The sequence below is a fragment of the Streptomyces sp. NPDC001903 genome (assembly GCF_042891345.1).
Classification (GTDB): Bacteria; Actinomycetota; Actinomycetes; order Streptomycetales; family Streptomycetaceae; genus Streptomyces.
In genome coordinates this window covers 60,479-77,939 of sequence record NZ_JBIASZ010000004.1, presented here as the reverse complement: position 1 = coordinate 77,939, position 17,461 = coordinate 60,479, and the positions used below count along the sequence as shown (strand labels likewise).

General features: G+C 72.2%; 15 protein-coding genes and 3 tRNA genes. 10 read left to right on the top strand and 8 right to left on the bottom strand.

Features of this window, described 5'->3' with window-relative positions; all coding sequences use genetic code 11:
- Positions 1-33: 33 nt before the first annotated feature.
- From purD to ACFYZS_RS09925, 4 genes are all read left to right on the top strand, one after another.
- Positions 34-1,287 carry a phosphoribosylamine--glycine ligase gene (gene purD / locus ACFYZS_RS09940; protein WP_389009018.1) on the top strand — a complete coding sequence of 418 codons (1,254 nt, stop codon included), beginning with the start codon at positions 34-36 and terminating at the stop codon, positions 1,285-1,287.
- A 299-nt stretch (positions 1,288-1,586) separates the two neighbouring features.
- Positions 1,587-3,197: a hypothetical protein gene (locus ACFYZS_RS09935; protein ID WP_389009015.1), complete on the top strand. Its 1,611-nt coding sequence runs from the start codon at positions 1,587-1,589 to the stop codon at positions 3,195-3,197.
- Positions 3,198-3,390: 193 nt separating this feature from the next.
- Positions 3,391-4,887, top strand: coding sequence for a N,N-dimethylformamidase beta subunit family domain-containing protein (locus tag ACFYZS_RS09930; protein WP_389009012.1), 1,497 nt, complete (start codon positions 3,391-3,393; stop codon positions 4,885-4,887).
- A gap of 84 nt (positions 4,888-4,971) precedes the next feature.
- Positions 4,972-5,874, top strand: coding sequence for a phosphoribosylaminoimidazolesuccinocarboxamide synthase (locus tag ACFYZS_RS09925; protein ID WP_389009009.1), 903 nt, complete (start codon positions 4,972-4,974; stop codon positions 5,872-5,874).
- Between the two features lie 136 nt (positions 5,875-6,010).
- Here ACFYZS_RS09925 and ACFYZS_RS09920 read toward each other — a convergent pair.
- From ACFYZS_RS09920 to ACFYZS_RS09895, 6 genes are all read right to left on the bottom strand, one after another.
- Positions 6,011-6,086, bottom strand: a tRNA-Gly gene (locus ACFYZS_RS09920).
- 24 nt (positions 6,087-6,110) lie between these two features.
- Complete coding sequence (locus ACFYZS_RS09915; protein WP_389009006.1) at positions 6,111-6,722, bottom strand: response regulator; 612 nt, start codon at positions 6,720-6,722, stop codon at positions 6,111-6,113.
- Complete coding sequence (locus ACFYZS_RS09910; protein ID WP_389009003.1) at positions 6,719-7,945, bottom strand: sensor histidine kinase; 1,227 nt, start codon at positions 7,943-7,945, stop codon at positions 6,719-6,721. Before ACFYZS_RS09910 ends, ACFYZS_RS09915 begins: the two co-directional genes overlap by 4 nt.
- 71 nt (positions 7,946-8,016) lie before the next feature.
- Positions 8,017-8,089 (bottom strand) — tRNA-Gly (locus ACFYZS_RS09905).
- Between the two features lie 80 nt (positions 8,090-8,169).
- Positions 8,170-8,241: transfer RNA gene (locus ACFYZS_RS09900), tRNA-Gly, on the bottom strand.
- Positions 8,242-8,427: 186 nt separating this feature from the next.
- On the bottom strand, positions 8,428-8,745 hold the full coding sequence (locus ACFYZS_RS09895) for an Lsr2 family protein (protein WP_030857973.1): 318 nt from the start codon (positions 8,743-8,745) through the stop codon (positions 8,428-8,430).
- A 324-nt stretch (positions 8,746-9,069) separates the two neighbouring features.
- On the opposite strand from ACFYZS_RS09895, the gene purS reads away from it, so the two are divergent.
- From purS to ACFYZS_RS09870, 5 genes are all read left to right on the top strand, one after another.
- Positions 9,070-9,321: a phosphoribosylformylglycinamidine synthase subunit PurS gene (gene purS / locus ACFYZS_RS09890; RefSeq protein ID WP_008740952.1), complete on the top strand. Its 252-nt coding sequence runs from the start codon at positions 9,070-9,072 to the stop codon at positions 9,319-9,321.
- A gap of 2 nt (positions 9,322-9,323) precedes the next feature.
- Positions 9,324-10,004, top strand: coding sequence for a phosphoribosylformylglycinamidine synthase subunit PurQ (gene purQ, locus ACFYZS_RS09885; RefSeq protein ID WP_389009001.1), 681 nt, complete (start codon positions 9,324-9,326; stop codon positions 10,002-10,004).
- Complete coding sequence (gene purL, locus ACFYZS_RS09880) at positions 10,001-12,250, top strand: phosphoribosylformylglycinamidine synthase subunit PurL (RefSeq protein WP_389008998.1); 2,250 nt, start codon at positions 10,001-10,003, stop codon at positions 12,248-12,250. The genes purQ and purL overlap by 4 nt, the downstream gene beginning before the upstream one ends.
- Positions 12,251-12,378: 128 nt before the next feature.
- Complete coding sequence (locus tag ACFYZS_RS09875) at positions 12,379-13,170, top strand: sterol carrier family protein (RefSeq protein ID WP_389008995.1); 792 nt, start codon at positions 12,379-12,381, stop codon at positions 13,168-13,170.
- Positions 13,171-13,230: 60 nt separating this feature from the next.
- Positions 13,231-14,040, top strand: coding sequence for an META domain-containing protein (locus ACFYZS_RS09870; RefSeq protein WP_389008994.1), 810 nt, complete (start codon positions 13,231-13,233; stop codon positions 14,038-14,040).
- Between the two features lie 69 nt (positions 14,041-14,109).
- Here the strand turns inward: ACFYZS_RS09870 and ACFYZS_RS09865 are convergent, their stop codons facing one another.
- Both ACFYZS_RS09865 and ACFYZS_RS09860 read right to left on the bottom strand, forming a co-directional pair.
- Positions 14,110-15,546: a sulfatase-like hydrolase/transferase gene (locus ACFYZS_RS09865; protein WP_389008991.1), complete on the bottom strand. Its 1,437-nt coding sequence runs from the start codon at positions 15,544-15,546 to the stop codon at positions 14,110-14,112.
- A 115-nt stretch (positions 15,547-15,661) separates the two neighbouring features.
- Positions 15,662-15,757, bottom strand: a complete 96-nt coding sequence (locus ACFYZS_RS09860) for a putative leader peptide (RefSeq protein WP_350325720.1) — start codon at positions 15,755-15,757, stop codon at positions 15,662-15,664.
- A gap of 147 nt (positions 15,758-15,904) precedes the next feature.
- Here ACFYZS_RS09860 and purF point away from each other — a divergent pair, with 147 nt between their 5' ends.
- Complete coding sequence (gene purF, locus ACFYZS_RS09855) at positions 15,905-17,422, top strand: amidophosphoribosyltransferase (protein ID WP_389008988.1); 1,518 nt, start codon at positions 15,905-15,907, stop codon at positions 17,420-17,422.
- Positions 17,423-17,461 lie beyond the last annotated feature (39 nt).

Genomic DNA, 17,461 nt, shown 5'->3' with positions numbered 1-17,461 from the left:
GGACATCCCGCCACGCGGGCTAGGCTGCAGGGCGTGAAGGTCCTCGTCATCGGCGGCGGCGCCCGCGAACATGCCCTGTGCCGCTCTCTGTCCCTCGACCCCGACGTCAACGCGCTGTACTGCGCTCCCGGCAATGCCGGCATCGCCGAGGTGGCGGAGCTGCGCCCGGTCGACGCCCTCGACGGCGCGGCCGTGGCCCGCCTCGCCACCGAACTCGAAGCCGACCTCGTCGTCGTCGGCCCGGAGGCGCCCCTGGTCGCCGGCGTCTCCGACGCCGTCCGCGCCGCCGGCATCCCCGTCTTCGGCCCGTCCGCGGAAGCGGCGCAGCTGGAGGGCTCCAAGGCGTTCGCCAAGGACGTGATGGCCGCGGCCGACGTCCCGACCGCCCGCAGCTACGTGTGCACCACCCCGGAGGAGGTGGACACGGCCCTCGACGCCTTCGGCGCCCCGTACGTCGTCAAGGACGACGGCCTCGCCGCGGGCAAGGGCGTCGTGGTCACCGAGGACCGGGCCGCCGCCCGCGCGCACGCGCTCGGCTGCGACCGCGTCGTCATCGAGGAGTACCTCGACGGCCCCGAGGTCTCCCTCTTCGCCATCACCGACGGCGTCACCGTGCTGCCGCTCCAGCCCGCGCAGGACTTCAAGCGCGCGCTCGACGGGGACGAGGGCCCCAACACCGGCGGCATGGGCGCGTACTCGCCCCTGCCGTGGGCCGACCCGAAGCTGGTCGACGAGGTCATGGAGACCGTCCTCCAGCCGACCGTGGACGAGCTGCGCCACCGCGGCACCCCGTTCTCCGGACTCCTGTACGCCGGGCTCGCGATCACCTCGCGCGGCGTCCGCGTCATCGAGTTCAACGCCCGCTTCGGCGACCCCGAGACCCAGGTGGTCCTGGCCCGGCTGCGCACCCCGCTCGCGCGCGTGCTGCTGCACGCCGCCAAGGGCACCCTGGACACCGAGGAGCCGCTGCGCTGGAGCGCGGACGCGGCCGTCACCGTCGTCATCGCCTCCCACAACTACCCGGAGACCCCGCGCACCGGGGACCCGATCGAGGGCCTGGCCGAGGTGGCCGCCGAAGACGGTCCCGACGCGTACGTCCTGCACGCGGGGACCCGGCGCGAGGGCGAGGCCGTCGTCAGCGCGGGCGGCCGTGTGCTCTCGGTGACGGCGACCGGATCCGATCTGGCACAGGCCCGCGAGAAGGCGTATAAGGCCGTCGCGCGGATCCGGCTGGACGGCTCCCAGCACCGTACGGACATCGCCGCCAAGGCGGCCGAAGGCCGCTGAGCAGGCCGATCGGCAAGGCAACAGGCCCGCGGGCCCGGTACGCACCCCGGTGCGCACCGGGCCCGCGCGCGTGTCCGCGTGCGAGTGCATCCGGCCTCGTTCGAACGCAGCCACCTTTACCCAAAGCCATTCCATCGGGTGATGGTCACCCGGTCCGGCTGACTGCCGGTCGCTCCCCAACTAGGGTGCGATGCCAAGCATTCCGGCACTTGGCCCACCGGCATTGCGATGTCAGTGGCGGGTGTCACAGTGGGGGAGTGAGCAAAACCGCCGCAGGGCAGAGGGGGTGAGGTCCGGCCGTGTCCGGAACCGGTTCGATCGTGGAAGGGGGCGCGCCGTCCGCGCGTTCCCGGGCCCTGGCCGTGCTGCGGGTGCGCAGCCGGGCACTGGCCCTCGGGGTGCTGCCCGCCGCCCTCGCGGTGGTCCTGCTGAGCGCCCGGATGACGGGCCGGCTGGCCGGTGACCCCTGGCCCGTGGTGACGCTCGTCGTGTGCGTCGTCGCCGTCCTGGTGCTGCTCGTCGGCGGGGTGTTCGCCGCGGTGGTGCTGCGGGCGAGCCCGGCCGTGACGCCGACGGTGCCGCTGCCGGAGTCCGCCGCGCCCGACCTGTACCGGATGGTGCGGGATCTGGCCGACCGGATGGACGTGCCGGCGCCCTCGGCGATAGCCCTGACCCCGGACTGCGACAGCTGGCTGGAGGACCGTACGCATGCGGCCCACCGGCGCAGCGGCATATCGGGCGGGCGCGAGGCGGAGCCCGGCGCGGCCCCCGTGCTGGTGATCGGCTCGCCGTTCCTGTGGTGGATGCGGGTCGCCGAACTGCGGGCGGTCCTCGCGCCGGTCGTCGCCGGCACGGGTCCTTCCGCCCATCCGGACATAGCCGATGCCCGGGGCTTCGTGCGCGGGCTCGACGCCGCGGTGGACGTCGGAAGCAGGCCCGGCCTCGGCTGGATCGGCCGGCCGGCCCGGCTGCTGCTGAGGCTGTGCCAGACGGACGCCGCCGAGATGGAGCGCGGGGTCGCGGCCGCCGCCTCGGACCGTGCCCAGGGCGTGGACTACGGGCTGCGCATCGTCGCCCAGGAGCAGGTCGGCCTCGCGTACGCGGGCTGGGACCGGCTGCTGACCCGGGTCGCGCTGCCCGCGTGGCGGATGGGCCGCTGGCCGGCGCACCTCGACGCCGGGGTGGTCTCCGCGCTGACCGAGCTGTCCCGGCGGGACCGGCTGGCCGAGGGCTTCACCTCGCGGCTCGGCGAGCGGCCCGCGTGCGATCTGCTGGAGCGGCCCGGGGTGATCGACGAGGCGGCTTCGCTGCTCGCCGCCCGGCTGTTCCACGGCGGTCCGGCCGAAGCCGGTCCGGACTGGTCGCCGGTGGACTGGGCGGCGTATCCGGAAGAGGTCGTGGACCGCAAGTGGCGTGCGGAGGCGGCCCGGCTCCACGCGGCCCTGGACGCCCTCGCCGTCCCGGCCGGCCCCGGGCCGACGCTGGACCGGGTGCTCGGCCATCTCACGGACGCCGCCGGGGAGGGCGCGGCCGCAGAGGCGCTGGCCGGCCGGCTCAGCGGTGACCTGGCCAGGGAGGAACGCGCCACCGGCGCGGGTGCCGCTTCGGGTGGCGGAGCGGCGCGCGGGGCGGACGCCGTGCCGCTGTTCCCGCTCCAGCCGCCCCGCAGCGGGCGGGATCTGCTCGCCGACCACGTGACGGCGCTGGTGTGCGCCGCGGCCGTCGACTCGGCCGATGCCGCCCCGGGGCTGGACTGGCTCGACGGCCCGGTCCTCCTGGTCGCCGGCGAGCGCCGCGCGGACCTGGCCCCCCGGGTGCTGACCCTGGTGGAGGACGGGGACCCGGAGCCCCTGCGCGACTGGCTCGCGGAGCTCGGCGTACGCCCGGAGAAGCCGGTCCGCCTGGTCTGACGGCTCGGCGATCGCCCCGCCGCCGCCGGGCCGGGACCGGCGGACCCTGCACTCCGCACCTCCGGTTGTGGCGAACGGTGACGGAATGAGTGCGTTATGTGATGTGCTGGGACCGGTAGCGGTTCGATGTCCGGAAACCGTGCCGTGTCGGCCTGTTCAGAGAACGTTCGGGGGAGCGAGGGAGGGGAGCGGTATGGGTGGTGCGGACCAGATCCGGCGTTGGGAATCAGGTGCGCTCGCGCACGCGGTGACCGATCCCTTCGGCCAGGGCCCGCTGCCGTGGTTCCGCGGCAGCGAGCTGTACTTCGACGACACCGGGCACGTCGTGCCCTGGTACGTGGACCCCGCTCTCGCCGACCCGGCGCTCGCCCCCGGCCAGATCCCCCGCGCCCGCGGCAACGGCGGCCCGCGCACCGCCGACGACGTGCACCGGCAGATCAAGGGCTTCGCCTCCACCGGGGCCGTCGCACCCGGCGAGGCCATCGACTTCCACATCACCGTGGACCCGCCCCAGCAGTTCTCCGTCGACGTCTACCGCATCGGCCACTACGGCGGGGACGGCGCCTCCAAGATCACCACCAGTCCCCGGCTCTCGGGCATCGTCCAGCCGGCCCCCCTCACCGCCGACCGCACGGTCTCCTGCCACCACTGGTGGCTCTCCTGGCGGCTCCAGGTCCCCTCCTACTGGAGCGTCGGCGCGTACGTCGCCGTCCTCACCACCGCCGACGGGTACCGGTCCCACATCCCCTTCACCGTCCGCGACGACCACCCCGCCGACCTGCTCCTGCTGCTGCCCGACATCACCTGGCAGGCCTACAACCTCTACCCGGAGGACGGGCGGACCGGCGCGAGCCTCTACCACGCCTGGGACGAGGAGGGCCGGCTGCTCGGCGAGCAGGACGCGGCCATCACGGTCTCCTTCGACCGGCCGTACGCCGGCGCCGGCCTGCCCCTGCACGTCGGCCACGCCTACGACTTCATCCGCTGGGCCGAGCGCTACGGCTACGACCTCGCCTACGCCGACACCCGCGATCTGCACGCCGGCCGCGTCGACCCCACCCGCTACCGCGGCCTGGTCTTCCCCGGCCACGACGAGTACTGGTCGGCCCCCATGCGCCGCACCGTCGAGCGCGCCCGCGACCACGGCACCTCGCTCGTCTTCCTCTCCGCCAACACCATGTACTGGCAGGTCGAGCTGGGCCCCTCCCCCTCCGGGGTCGACGACCGGCTCCTCACCTGCCGAAAACGCCGCGGCCCCGGCCGCCCCAGCCTCTGGCGCGAGGTCGACCGCCCGGAGCAGCAGCTGCTCGGCATCCAGTACGCGGGGCGGGTCCCCGAGCCCGCGCCCCTGATCGTGCGCAACGCCACGCACTGGCTCTGGGACTCCACCGGCGCCGCCGAGAACGACGAGCTCCCCGGCCTGGTCGCGGGCGAGGCCGACCGGTACTTCCCGCGCACCCAGCTCCCCGAGCACCAGGACCGGATCCTGCTCGCGCACTCCCCGTACCGCGACGGCGAGGGCGCGAAGCGCCACCAGGAGACCTCCCTGTACCGGGCCCCGAGCGGCGCCCTGGTCTTCGCCTCGGGCACCTTCGCCTGGTCCCCGGCCCTGGACCGCCCCGGCCACGTCGACGAGCGGGTCCAGCGGGCCACCGCCAATCTCCTCGACCGGATCTGCAAGCGGGACTGAGCCGGGCCGGCACCCCAGGAGCCGGGCACGGGCCCCGGTGCGGGAGAATGGGGCTGCGCTCGTACAGAACCACAGGGAGACCCCGTGTCCGGATTCGTCGAAAAGCCCGAGCCGGCTCAGGTGCCCGGCCTCGTCCACCTCCACACCGGCAAGGTGCGCGACCTCTACCGCGACGGCGACGGCAACCTCGTCATGGTCGCCAGCGACCGGATGTCCGCGTACGACTGGGTGCTCCCCACCGAGATCCCGGACAAGGGCCGCGTCCTGACCCAGCTCTCCCTCTGGTGGTTCGACCAGCTGAGGGACCTCGTCCCGAACCACGTGATCGGCACCGAGCTGCCCGAGGGCGCCCCCGCCGACTGGGCCGGCCGCACGCTGATCTGCAAGAGCCTCGACATGGTCCCGGTCGAGTGCGTGGCCCGCGGCTACCTCACCGGCTCCGGCCTCGCCGAGTACGAGAAGACCCGTACGGTCTGCGGACTCGCCCTCCCCGAGGGGCTCGTGGACGGCTCCGAGCTGCCGGCTCCGATCTTCACGCCCGCCGCCAAGGCCGCCGTCGGCGAGCACGACGAGAACGTGTCGTACGAGGAGGTCGCGCGCACCACCGGCGCCGAGACGGCGGCGCTCCTGCGCCAGACCACCCTGGCCGTGTACGGCCGGGCCCGGGACATCGCCCGCGAGCGCGGGATCATCCTGGCGGACACCAAGTTCGAGTTCGGTTTCGACAAGGAGGGCACCCTCGTCGCGGGCGACGAGGTGCTGACCCCGGACTCCTCCCGCTTCTGGCCGGCCGACCAGTGGGAGCCGGGCCGCGCGCAGCCCTCCTTCGACAAGCAGTTCGTCCGCGACTGGCTCACCTCCCCCGCCTCCGGCTGGGACCGCACGGGCGAACTCCCGCCGCCGGCCCTCCCGCAGGAGGTCGCCGAGCAGACCAGCGCCAAGTACATCGAGGCGTACGAGCGGCTCACCGGTCTCGGCTGGGCCTGAGGCCCGGTGTCCCAGGCCCGAACCCGGGCCTGGGACACGGCCCGAGACCCGGCCCGAGACGCGCCCGGGATTCCCGTCCGGAATTCCGGCCCGGGACACGAAGAAGCCCCCGGTCCAGGACCGGGGGCTTCTTCGATGGAGCGGACAACGCGACTCGAACGCGCGACATCCACCTTGGCAAGGTGGTGCTCTACCAACTGAGCTATGTCCGCAGGTGCGCCGTAACGCGAGAACTACTATACCCAACCTCGCTCGCGTGCGAGACGCACTGCCGTGTGCCGGTTCTCGGCGCCCAGCTTCGTCGCCGCCGAGGACAGGTAGTTCCGTACCGTCCCCGGCGAGAGCGAGGCCCGCTCGGCGATCTCCGCGATCGGCGCCCCGTCCCCCGCGAGTTCCAGCACCTCGGCCTCGCGCGCGGTCAGCGGGGAGTCCCCCGCGCTGATCGCGTCGGCCGCCAACTCCGGGTCCACATAACGCCCTCCGGCGTGCACGGTGCGGATCAGCTCGGCCAGCCGCTGCGCCGACACCGTCTTCGGCGCGAAGGCCCGCACCCCCGCGGCGAGGGCCCGCTTCAGGTGCCCGGGACGCCCGTGGCTCGTCACGATCATGGTCTTGCAGTCGGGGAGTTCGGTCCGCAGGGATGTGGCCACGCTCACACCGTCCGCCCCCGGCATCTGCAGGTCCAGCACCGCCACGTCCGGCCGGTGGGCGCGCGCCATCGCGAGGGCCTCCGGCCCCGAGGCCGCCTCCGCGACGACCAGCAGGTCGTCCTCCAGGGCCAGCAGCGCGGCGAGCGCCCCGCGGATCAGGTGCTCGTCGTCGGCCAGCAGTACGCGTACGGGGCTCATGCCCGCGCCTCCAGTCCTCGCAGTCGTCCGCCCGGGATCCGGGCCAGCAGCCGGAACCGGCCGCCGCCGACCGGGCCGGCCTCCAAGGTGCCGTCGAGGGCCGCGAGCCGCTCCCGCAGGCCCGCGAGACCGGAGCCCGGCGGTCCGGCCGGCACCTCGGGGGCACCGTCGTTCTCCACCACCAGTGTCAGGGCGCCCCCGTCGGGCGCCGTGAGCCGGATCACGCAGCTGCGGGCGTCCCCGTGCCGCAGGATGTTGGTGGTCGCCTCCCGGACCACCCAGCCCAGCGCCGACTGCACGTCGGGGCGCAGGGCGCCGCCCGCCTCGACCTCGACGCGGCAGTCCATCCCGGCCGCGCTGAGCACCCCGCGGGCGCCCTCGAGTTCCACGGTGAGATCCGCCTCGCGGTAGCCGCGTACGACGTCCCTCACCTCGCGCTGCGACTCACTGGCGATCCGCTGGACCTCGATCATCTGGTCCACGGCCTCCGGGCGTTCGCGCCGCGCGAGCTGGACGGCCAACTCGCTCTTGAGCGCGATCACCGCCAGATTGCGGCCCATCACATCGTGCAGGTCCCGCCCGAAGCGCAGCCGTTCCTGGGCGACGGCGAGCTGCGCCTGGAGCTCCCGGGCCCGGTCGAGCTCGTACACCGTCTTCAGCAGCCAGGAGGAGAAACCGCAGGCCAGTACGAGCAGGCCGCAGGTGAGGAGGACGCCGACCCCGTAGCCGGCGGCCTCTCCGGCGGGGTGGCCCACCGCCAGGGCCGCGGCCGCGGCGGCGGCGCCCGCGGCGGGGGCCACGCAGAGCATGTGCCGGACCCGTGCCAGGGCCAGCGTCAGCGAACCCGAGGCGAACGCGACCGTGTTGACCACGAGGGCGGGGGCGACGCCCGCCTGGGTGAGGGTGCCGGCCGAGCGCAGGACCAGTACGGCGACGGCCAGGGCGGCGGTCAGCGCGGCGACGGCGACCGCCAGGCGTACGGGCCGCTCGCGCCGGCCGAGCACCCAGTCCAGGGCCCTGGAGGAGAGCAGTCCGCTCAGTGCGATCTGGGCGCACAGGGGCAGCAGCAGGGCGCCGGTGACGGCTCCGAGGCCCTCGGGGGCGAGGCCGAAGAGCACCGAGAAGGACTCGAGGAGGACGAACAAGTGGAACGACCAGCGGGTGTAGAGCTCGATCTTGGCCGCACTGCTGCGGTTCCTCCACCACCCCGTCAGCTTCGACACGGTCCCAGCCCCCAGATGACTAAACGCATACGACAAAGGCCCTGATCAATGATCAGGGCCTTTGCACGCTGAGCGGACGACGCGACTCGAACGCGCGACATCCACCTTGGCAAGGTGGTGCTCTACCAACTGAGCTACGTCCGCATGCTGCCTCGGCACGAATGCCGCTGCGATGCGTGCATCACTCTACCCGATCCACCGGAGTGGTCGGTAAAGCGTTGCAGAGCGGGTGACAGGGATCGCACACTGCGCCTTCCCCCTGGAAGGGGGATGTTCTGCTACTGAACTACACCCGCACGACCTTCGGGGCTTTGACCTGCGGCCTCGCCCCTCGGCGTGATCCACACACTAGCGGATCGGAGGGGGTGGATGGCAAATCGGCCCCCGCCAGGCCCCGTTAGCGGGCCCCCGTCGGGGGCCCCGGCCGGGGATCGGCCGGCGCCCGGCGGACCCCCGCGGATCCCGGCGGACCCCCGCGGACCTCAGTGGGCCTCGTTGTACGCCGCGTAGACCCGCTTCGGGATGCGGCCGCGCGGCGGCACGTCGAGGCTGTTGGACCGGGCCCAGGCGCGGACGACCGCCGGGTCCGGGGCCAGCGAGGTGTGCTTGTAGGTCTTCCCGGAACGGGCCTGCCGGCGTCCGGCCGCCACGAAGGGCGCGAGGCTCTTCCGCAGTTTCTTTGCGTTGGCCAGATTGAGGTCGATCTCGTAGGACTTACCGTCCAGGCCGAACGTGACCGTTTCCGCCGCTTCTCCGCCGTCGATGTCGTCGGAGATCGTGACTACTACGCGCTGCGCCACGGATATCGGTCCCTTCGCGCGACGCCGCCCACCCGTCGGGACGTGCGGTGATGTCGCCTGTGTGGATGTTTCGGAGCAATGCGTGATTCCGCTGGAATCCCGGTGGAATCCTTTGTACCGCGATTCCCATTGCATTGCGAAGCCCAGTTAATTGTCTCCGCGTGTCCCGCCGCAATCCCGGGTACGTGGTTTTCCGGTGGATTTTGCGAAGCGTTGGTGAAGCCGAAACGGGTGGTCGGTTGTGCCGGAAGGATATCTACCCGCGTAGAAATTTCGGCCGGGTACGCTGAGGGAACCGCCTTCGCACCAACCACCTCATCGGGAGTGCCAGTGGCACGCGTCGTAGTCGACGTCATGCTCAAGCCGGAGATCCTCGACCCCCAGGGCCAGGCGGTGCAGCGTGCACTGCCGCGCCTGGGCTTCGAGGGCATCGCCGACGTCCGCCAGGGGAAGCGTTTCGAGCTGGAAGTGGAGGGACCGGTCGACCAGGCCGCCCTCGACCGCATCCACAAGATGGCCGAAACGTTCCTCGCCAACACCGTCATCGAAGACTTCACCGTGAAGGTCGAGGCCTGACGGTGACCACTCGCATCGGAGTCGTCACGTTCCCCGGAACGCTCGACGACCGTGACTCGCTGCGCGCCGTCCGCCTCGCGGGGGCCGAGCCCGTCTCGCTGTGGCACCGCGACAAGGACCTGCACCAGGTCGACGCGGTCGTCCTCGCGGGCGGCTTCTCCTACGGGGACTACCTGCGCGCCGGAGCCATCTCCCGGTTCTCGCCGGTGATGGAGACCATCATCGAGCAGGCCAGGGCCGGCATGCCGGTCCTCGGCATCTGCAACGGCTTCCAGATCCTCACCGAGGCCCACCTGCTGCCGGGGGCGATGCTCCGGAACAACCACCTGCACTTCATCTGCCGCGACCAGAAGCTGCGGGTGGAGAACGCGGAGACCGCGTGGACCGGCGACTACACCGCCGGCCAGGAGATCTCCGTACCGCTCAAGAACATGGACGGCCGGTACGTCGCCGACGAGCGCGTCCTCGACGAGCTCGAGGCCGAAGGCCGCGTGGCCTTCCGGTACGTGGACGTGAACCCGAACGGGTCGCTCCGCGACATCGCCGGCATCACCAACGCCGCGGGCAACGTGGTCGGCCTCATGCCGCACCCCGAGCACGCGGTCGAGCCGCTGATCGGGACGGGCCGCACCGACGGCCTCCCGTTCTTCACCTCGGTCCTGAAGAAGCTGGTCTCCGCATGAGCCTCGACACCGTCAAGAACGCCACCGAGACCCCGGACGCCTCCCAGCCCTGGAAGGAGCTCGGCCTCAAGGAGGACGAGTACGCCCGGATCCGGGAGATCCTCGGCCGCCGCCCGACCGGCGCCGAGCTCGCCATGTACTCGGTCATGTGGTCCGAGCACTGCTCGTACAAGAGCAGCAAGGTCCACCTGAAGCAGTTCGGCGAGAAGGTCCCGCAGAACGACGCCATGCTCGTCGGCATCGGCGAGAACGCGGGCGTCGTCGACGTCGGCCAGGGGTACGCGGTCACCTTCAAGGTCGAGTCGCACAACCACCCCAGCTACATCGAGCCCTACCAGGGTGCGGCCACCGGCGTGGGCGGCATCGTCCGCGACATCCTCGCCATGGGCGCCCGCCCGGTCGCCGTCGTCGACCCGCTGCGCTTCGGCGCGGCCGACCACCCCGACACCAAGCGCGTCCTGCCGGGCGTGGTCGCGGGCATCGGCGGCTACGGCAACTGCCTGGGTCTGCCCAACATCGGCGGCGAGGTCGTCTTCGACGCCTGCTACCAGGGCAACCCGCTGGTCAACGCCGGCTGCATCGGCGTCATGAAGCACGAGGACATCCACCTCGCCAAGGCCTCCGGCCCCGGCAACAAGGTCATCCTCTACGGCGCCCGCACCGGCGGCGACGGCATCGGCGGCGTCTCGGTCCTCGCGTCCGAGACCTTCGACGACACGAAGCCGACGAAGCGCCCCGCGGTCCAGGTCGGCGACCCCTTCCAGGAGAAGCTCCTCATCGAGTGCACCCTGGAGATCTTCAAGGAGAAGCTGGTCGCGGGCATCCAGGACCTCGGCGGCGCCGGGCTCTCCTGCGCCACGTCCGAGCTGGCCTCGGCCGGTTCCGGCGGCATGCGCGTCGAGCTGGACACCGTGCCGCTGCGCGACGCGACGCTCTCGCCCGAGGAAATCCTCATGAGCGAGTCGCAGGAGCGCATGTGCGCGATCGTCGAGCCGCAGCACGTCGAGCGCTTCATGGAGATCTGCGAGAAGTGGGACGTCATCGCCACCGTCATCGGTGAGGTGACCGACGGCGAGCGCCTGGAGATCTTCTGGCACGGCGAGCAGATCGTGGACGTGCCCCCGGGCACGGTCGCCCACGAGGGCCCGGTCTACCACCGCCCGTACGCCCGCCCCGAGTGGCAGGACGCCCTCCAGGCCGACGACGCGGGCAAGCTGCCCCGTCCGCAGACCTCGGAGGAGCTCCGGGCGCAGGTCCTGGCGCTGGTGTCGTCCCCGAACCAGGCCTCGAAGTCCTGGGTCACGGACCAGTACGACCGCTTCGTGCAGGGCAACACGGTGCTGTCGCAGCCCGAGGACGCGGGCATGGTCCGCATCGACGAGGAGTCGAACCTCGGCGTGGCCATGGCCACCGACGGCAACGGCCGCTTCGCCAAGCTCGACCCGTACACGGGCGCGCAGCTCGCGCTGGCGGAGGCGTACCGCAACGTCGCCGCCACCGGCGCCAAGCCGCTGGCCATCTCCGACTGCCTGAACTTCGGCTCCCCCGAGGACCCGGGCGTCATGTGGCAGTTCGCCGAGGCCACCCGCGGTCTCGCGGACGGCTGCTTCGAGCTGGGCACCCCGGTGACCGGCGGCAACGTCTCGCTGTACAACCAGACCGGTGACATCGCGATCCACCCGACCCCGGTCGTGGCGGTCCTCGGTGTGATCGACGACGTCAACCGCCGCACGCCGATGGCGTTCGCGGAGGCCGGCCAGCTGCTGTACCTGCTGGGCGACACGGCCGAGGAGTTCGGCGGCTCGGCCTGGTCCCAGGTCGTCCACGATCACCTCGGCGGCATGCCGCCCAAGGTGGACCTGGGCCGCGAGAAGCTGCTCGGCGAGATCCTGATCTCGGCGTCCCGCGACGGCATGGTCGACGCGGCGCACGACCTGTCCGACGGCGGCGTGATCCAGGCGCTCACCGAGTCCTGCCTGCGCGGCGGCAACGGTGCCCGGATCGTGGTGCCCGAGGGCCTGGACGCCTTCACCTTCCTGTTCTCCGAGTCCGCGGGCCGGGCCATCGTGGCCGTCCCGCGCAGCGAGGAGCTCCGCTTCACCGACATGTGCGGTGCGCGGGGGCTGCCGGCCACCCGGATCGGCGTGGTGGACGGCGAGGAGATCGAGATCCAGGGCGAGTTCACCATCCCGCTCGCGGAGCTGCGTACCGCCCACGAGGCGACGATCCCGGCGCTGCTGGCCTGATCACGCGCTCGTTCCCGAGCCCCCGTCCGGAGACTTCGGTTCTTCCGGGCGGGGGCTCGGGCGTTGCCGGGCGCCGTCCGGTGTTGCGCGCCCGGCCGGTTGTCGGCCCCGGCGGATAGGGTCGGGCCATGCCACCCGCCAAGAAGAGGGCGCGTACCTACGACGCCGCGAAGATCCGGGCCGCGGTCACCGCGCAGTTCGATCATGTGGCCGCTGCCGTACGGGAGTTGGACGAGGAGCAGCTCGCGCGGCCCAGTGGGGTCGGCGGCTGGAGCGTCGCCGAACTCGCCGCGCACATCGCGTGGATCGCGGACTCGCTGGCCGCCGGGCTGGCCCGGCCCCCGGCCGCCGTACCGGAGCTGACGGCCGTCGAATGGCCCTTCGCCACCGCCTCACTCGCCGGGAAGATCGCCGAGGCGGCGAAGGAGACCCTGGAGGGCGCCCCGCTGCCCGAGCTGTACGAGCGCGCCGGCGCCCGTATGGCCGAGGAGCTGGCGGCGAACCCGGGAAGCCGGGTGCTGGACCTGTGGATCGGGGACATGACCCTGGCCGACTTCCTGGTCACCCGGACCGTGGAGCTCGTGGTCCACACCGACGACCTCAACCGGGCCGCGGCCCTGGACGTCCCGATCGAGCGGCAGGCCCTGGCGGCCTGTACCCGGCTGCTCGCCGACGCCCTCGCGCTCAAGGCGCCGGGCGGCTCGGTGGAGGTACGGATCCCGCCGTTCGCGGTGGTCCAGTGCATCGAGGGGCCCCGGCACACCCGCGGCACCCCGCCGAACGTGGTGGAGACGGATCCGCTGACCTGGATCCGGCTGGCCACGGGGCGTACGGACTGGGCCGCGGCCGTGCAGGACGCGCAGGTCAGGGCCAGTGGCGAGCGGGCGGACCTGTCGCAGCTGCTCCCGGTCATGAGCTGAACCGGCCCCCGGGGGGAGCGCGAGGGGGAACCGCCTCCGCGCGGGATCCGTCCCAGGGGCATGCGCACGCCACGGCACCTCCCCGCTGCCCTCGTCGCCCTCCTGACCCTGACCGCCGCCACCGCCTGCAGTGACGGCGGTACGCGCGGCACCCTCCCCGGCCACGGCTCGGCCGGGACCTGGTTCGTGCAGAGCCTGACCGTGGGCGGGAAGACCCTCACGGCGCCCCCCGTCGCCCAGGTCACCCTCCCCGCAGGACCCGACCAGGCCACCGGCAACTACGGCTGCAACGGATTCACCGCCGCGGTCACCCACGACGGCCAGGCCGCCATCACCGTGAAGCCGGGCTCCACCACCGCCATGGCCTGCGAGAACACGGAGTTCGAGACGGCTTTCGCCAAGCTGTTCACCGGCCGTCTCACGCTCGACCGCCAGCCGGGCCGGCTCATCCTGAAGACCGCCGACGGGAGCACCATCGCGATGACTTCGGAGCCCCCCGCCCCGGACGCCCCGCTGACCGCCACGGCGTGGACCGTGACCTCCCTGCTCAGCGGCGAGAGCGCCTCCTCCGTACCGGCCGAGGCGGCCGGCCGGGCCGTCTTCACGATCGCCCCCGACGGCGCCGCGAGCGGCAGCCTCGGCTGCAACCGCTTCAGCGCCAAGGCCGCCGTCGAGGGCCCCAGGGTTTCCTTCGGGGCGCTGACCAGCACCCGGATGGCCTGCACGGGCCCGCGGGGCGAGGTGGAGGCGACGCTGACCGCCCTCTTCGCCGGCGGCCCGCTCACCTGGAAGGTGCAGGGCGACACCCTGACCCTGACCGCGGCCGACGGGACCGGCCTGACCGCGAAGGCGGCCTCGGCCGCGGAATGACCCGCGGCGAGGCCCGTCCCCGGAGGCGGCCCCGGCCCCGACGCCTGCCCCAGTACCCGTACCCGCAGGTCAGCCCGGGTACGGCAGCAGGCCCGCGTCCACCTTCTCCCAGGCCGCGCGCAGCTGCGCCAGCCGGGCCGGCTCCAGGGCCGCCTTGTCGGCCTGTTCGCGGATGTCCTCCGCCAGGTTGAACAGCTGGTCCCTGCCCGTCTTGCCGCGGTAGTACTTCCAGTCCCCGCGGCGCAGGGCCCGCTCCCCCCGCACCCGCCAGAACAGGTTCCGCTCCGCGGTCTTCTCCCCGCGCAGCAGGTATCCGGCCAGGCTCACCCCGTCCAGCGGGTGGGCCGGGTCCGGCCTGGTCCCGGCCAGCTCCAGCAGGGTCGCCGTCCAGTCCGGGGTGAACACCGGGACCCGGCTGACCTGGCCGCCGTCGATCCGGGCGGGCCAGCGCACGATGTTCGGCACCCGGATCCCGCCCTCCTGGAGCGAGGCCTTGTTGCCGGAGAGCGGCCAGTTGTAGGAGAAGCGCTCGCCGCCGTTGTCGCTGGAGAAGAAGACCAGGGTGTCCTCCTCCTGGCCGGAGCGCTTCAGCGCCGCCAGCACCTTGCCGACCGAGCGGTCGAGGTCCTCGACCATCTCCTTGTACTTCTCGACCGAGCCGCCGTCCTGGTGCCACAGGGCCCGCGCGTCGCCCGCCTTGATCCGCCGCTCCACCTCGGCGCTCGCCTCGGTGTCCCCGTCCGCGATCCACGGCCAGTGCGGGGTGGTGAAGTTCAGGTTGAGCAGCCAGGGCTTGCCGTGGTGGTCGCGGGAGACGTACTCGCTCGCGCGCTCGGTCAGGATCCGCGTGTAGTACCGCAGGTCCTTGTACTCGGCGTCGCCCTCGTAGAGGTCGTACTCGCCGCCCAGGCCCAGCTTGGAGTAGTACTCCAGGGCCCCGCCGAAGTTCCCGAAGAACTCCTCCCAGCCCGATTTGGTGGGGCTGTAGTCGGGCAGGTAGCCGCAGTGCCACTTGCCGATCAGCGCGGTCGCGTAGCCGGAGGCGCGCAGCAGCGAGGCCAGCGTCGGGTGGGTGGGCTCCAGGCCGGCGCTCTTGTCGGCGATGGGCTCCGCGAGCCCGCCCGCGGTCCGGCCGGGGTGGCGGCCCGTGTACAGGCTGAACCGCGTCGGCGAGCAGGTGGCGGAGCCGGAGTAGGCATCGGTGAAGCGGACCCCCTGGCGGGCCAGCCGGTCCAGGTTCGGGGTCTTGATGTGCGGGGAGCCGTACGAGGACAGGTCGGCCCAGCCCAGGTCGTCTCCGAGGATGAACAGGATGTTCGGACGCCGCGAGCGCCGGCCGCGGGCGGCCTGGAACGGACGCTCCTCGGGACCGGTCCGAGGGGGGTCGGAAGGGGTGTCGGAGGCGGCGGCCGGGCCGGCCCCGAGCCCCACCGCGGCGGCCGCGGCGGTCACCCCGACGGCACTTCCGAACGCCCGGCGGGACAGATGGCTGTTGTACGAAGACACAGGAACTCCAAGGCACGGCTCGGCGGCCCCGCCCCGGGCGGGCGCGGGACGGCGCGCGGCACGGCGGGGCGGGGCTCGATGGAGCGAAGGGGAAAAAGCAGAGGGAGAGTTGTGGCTACGCAGAACAGCGACAGATGGCGCTCGCGACACGGACCAGGTCTACGTGGCGGCGCTCGACGAGGGTGACGGAACGGTCACCGAGAGGCTGCATGAGGCGAGAGCCTGTACGAATACCTTCGTAGATGTCAACAAAGGCTCCGAATAGCGAGACAGAGTCGTCCCGTCACCCTCTGTGCTGTGAGATTTCCCGGCCATCCCCAATTCGGACCAGTGGTCGATCTCGCCTACACTCGGGAGCGTGCCTCGTGGTGATGGACGACTCAACCACGACCTGCTCCCCGGCGAAAAGGGCCCCCAGGACGCTTGCGGCGTCTTCGGTGTCTGGGCTCCGGGTGAAGAGGTCGCCAAGCTCACCTACTTCGGACTGTATGCGCTGCAGCACCGTGGACAAGAGTCCGCGGGAATCGCTGTGAGCAACGGTTCCCAGATCCTCGTCTTCAAAGACATGGGCCTCGTTTCCCAGGTCTTCGACGAAACCTCTCTCGGCTCGCTCCAGGGTCATATCGCGGTCGGTCACGCCCGCTACTCGACCACCGGAGCCTCCGTCTGGGAGAACGCGCAGCCCACTTTCCGCGCGACCGCCCACGGCTCCATTGCCCTGGGTCACAACGGCAACCTGGTGAACACCGCCGAGCTCGCCGAGATGGTCGCCGACCTCCCCCGTCAGGACGGCCGCGCCACCCAGGTGGCGGCCACCAATGACACCGACCTGGTCACCGCCCTGCTGGCCGGCCAGACGGACGACGACGGCAAGCCCCTGACGATCGAGGAGTCGGCCACCAAGGTCCTCCCGAAGGTCAAGGGCGCCTTCTCGCTCGTGTTCATGGACGAGGGAACCCTCTACACCGCCCGTGACCCGCAGGGCATCCGCCCGCTGGTCCTCGGCCGCCTGGAGCGCGGCTGGGTGGTCGCGAGTGAGACCGCCGCCCTCGACATCTGCGGAGCCAGCTTCGTCCGCGAGGTCGAGCCGGGCGAGCTCATCGCGATCGACGAGAACGGTCTGCGCACCTCTCGTTTCGCGGAAGCAAAGCCCAAGGGCTGTGTCTTCGAGTACGTCTACCTGGCGCGCCCGGACACCGACATCGCCGGCCGGAACGTCTACCTCTCGCGTGTCGAGATGGGTCGGCGCCTGGCCAAGGAAGCCCCCGTCGACGCCGACCTGGTGATAGCGACACCGGAATCCGGCACGCCCGCCGCCGTCGGCTACGCCGAGGCCAGCGGGATCCCGTACGGCTCCGGCCTGGTCAAGAACGCCTACGTGGGCCGGACCTTCATCCAGCCCTCGCAGACGATCCGCCAGCTGGGCATCCGCCTCAAGCTCAACCCCCTCAAGGAAGTCATCCGGGGCAAGCGCCTGGTGGTCGTCGACGACTCGATCGTCCGCGGCAACACCCAGCGCGCCCTGGTCAAGATGCTCCGAGAGGCCGGCGCGGCCGAGGTCCACATCCGGATCTCCTCGCCGCCGGTGAAGTGGCCGTGCTTCTTCGGCATCGACTTCGCCACCCGGGCCGAGCTGATCGCCAACGGCATGACGGTCGAGGAGATCGCCACGTCGCTCGGTGCGGACTCGCTCTCGTACATCTCGCTCGACTCGATGATCGAGGCGACGACCATCCAGAAGCCCAACCTCTGCCGTGCCTGCTTCGACGGCGAGTACCCCATGGAGCTGCCCGACCCGCAGCTCCTGGGCAAGCAGCTCCTGGAGAGCGAGCTGGCCGGCGGCACCGACGCCGCCGACGCGCTCCGGCGCCCGTAGCGCCGCGACCCGCGACCCCGGCTCCACCTGCGCCGGGCC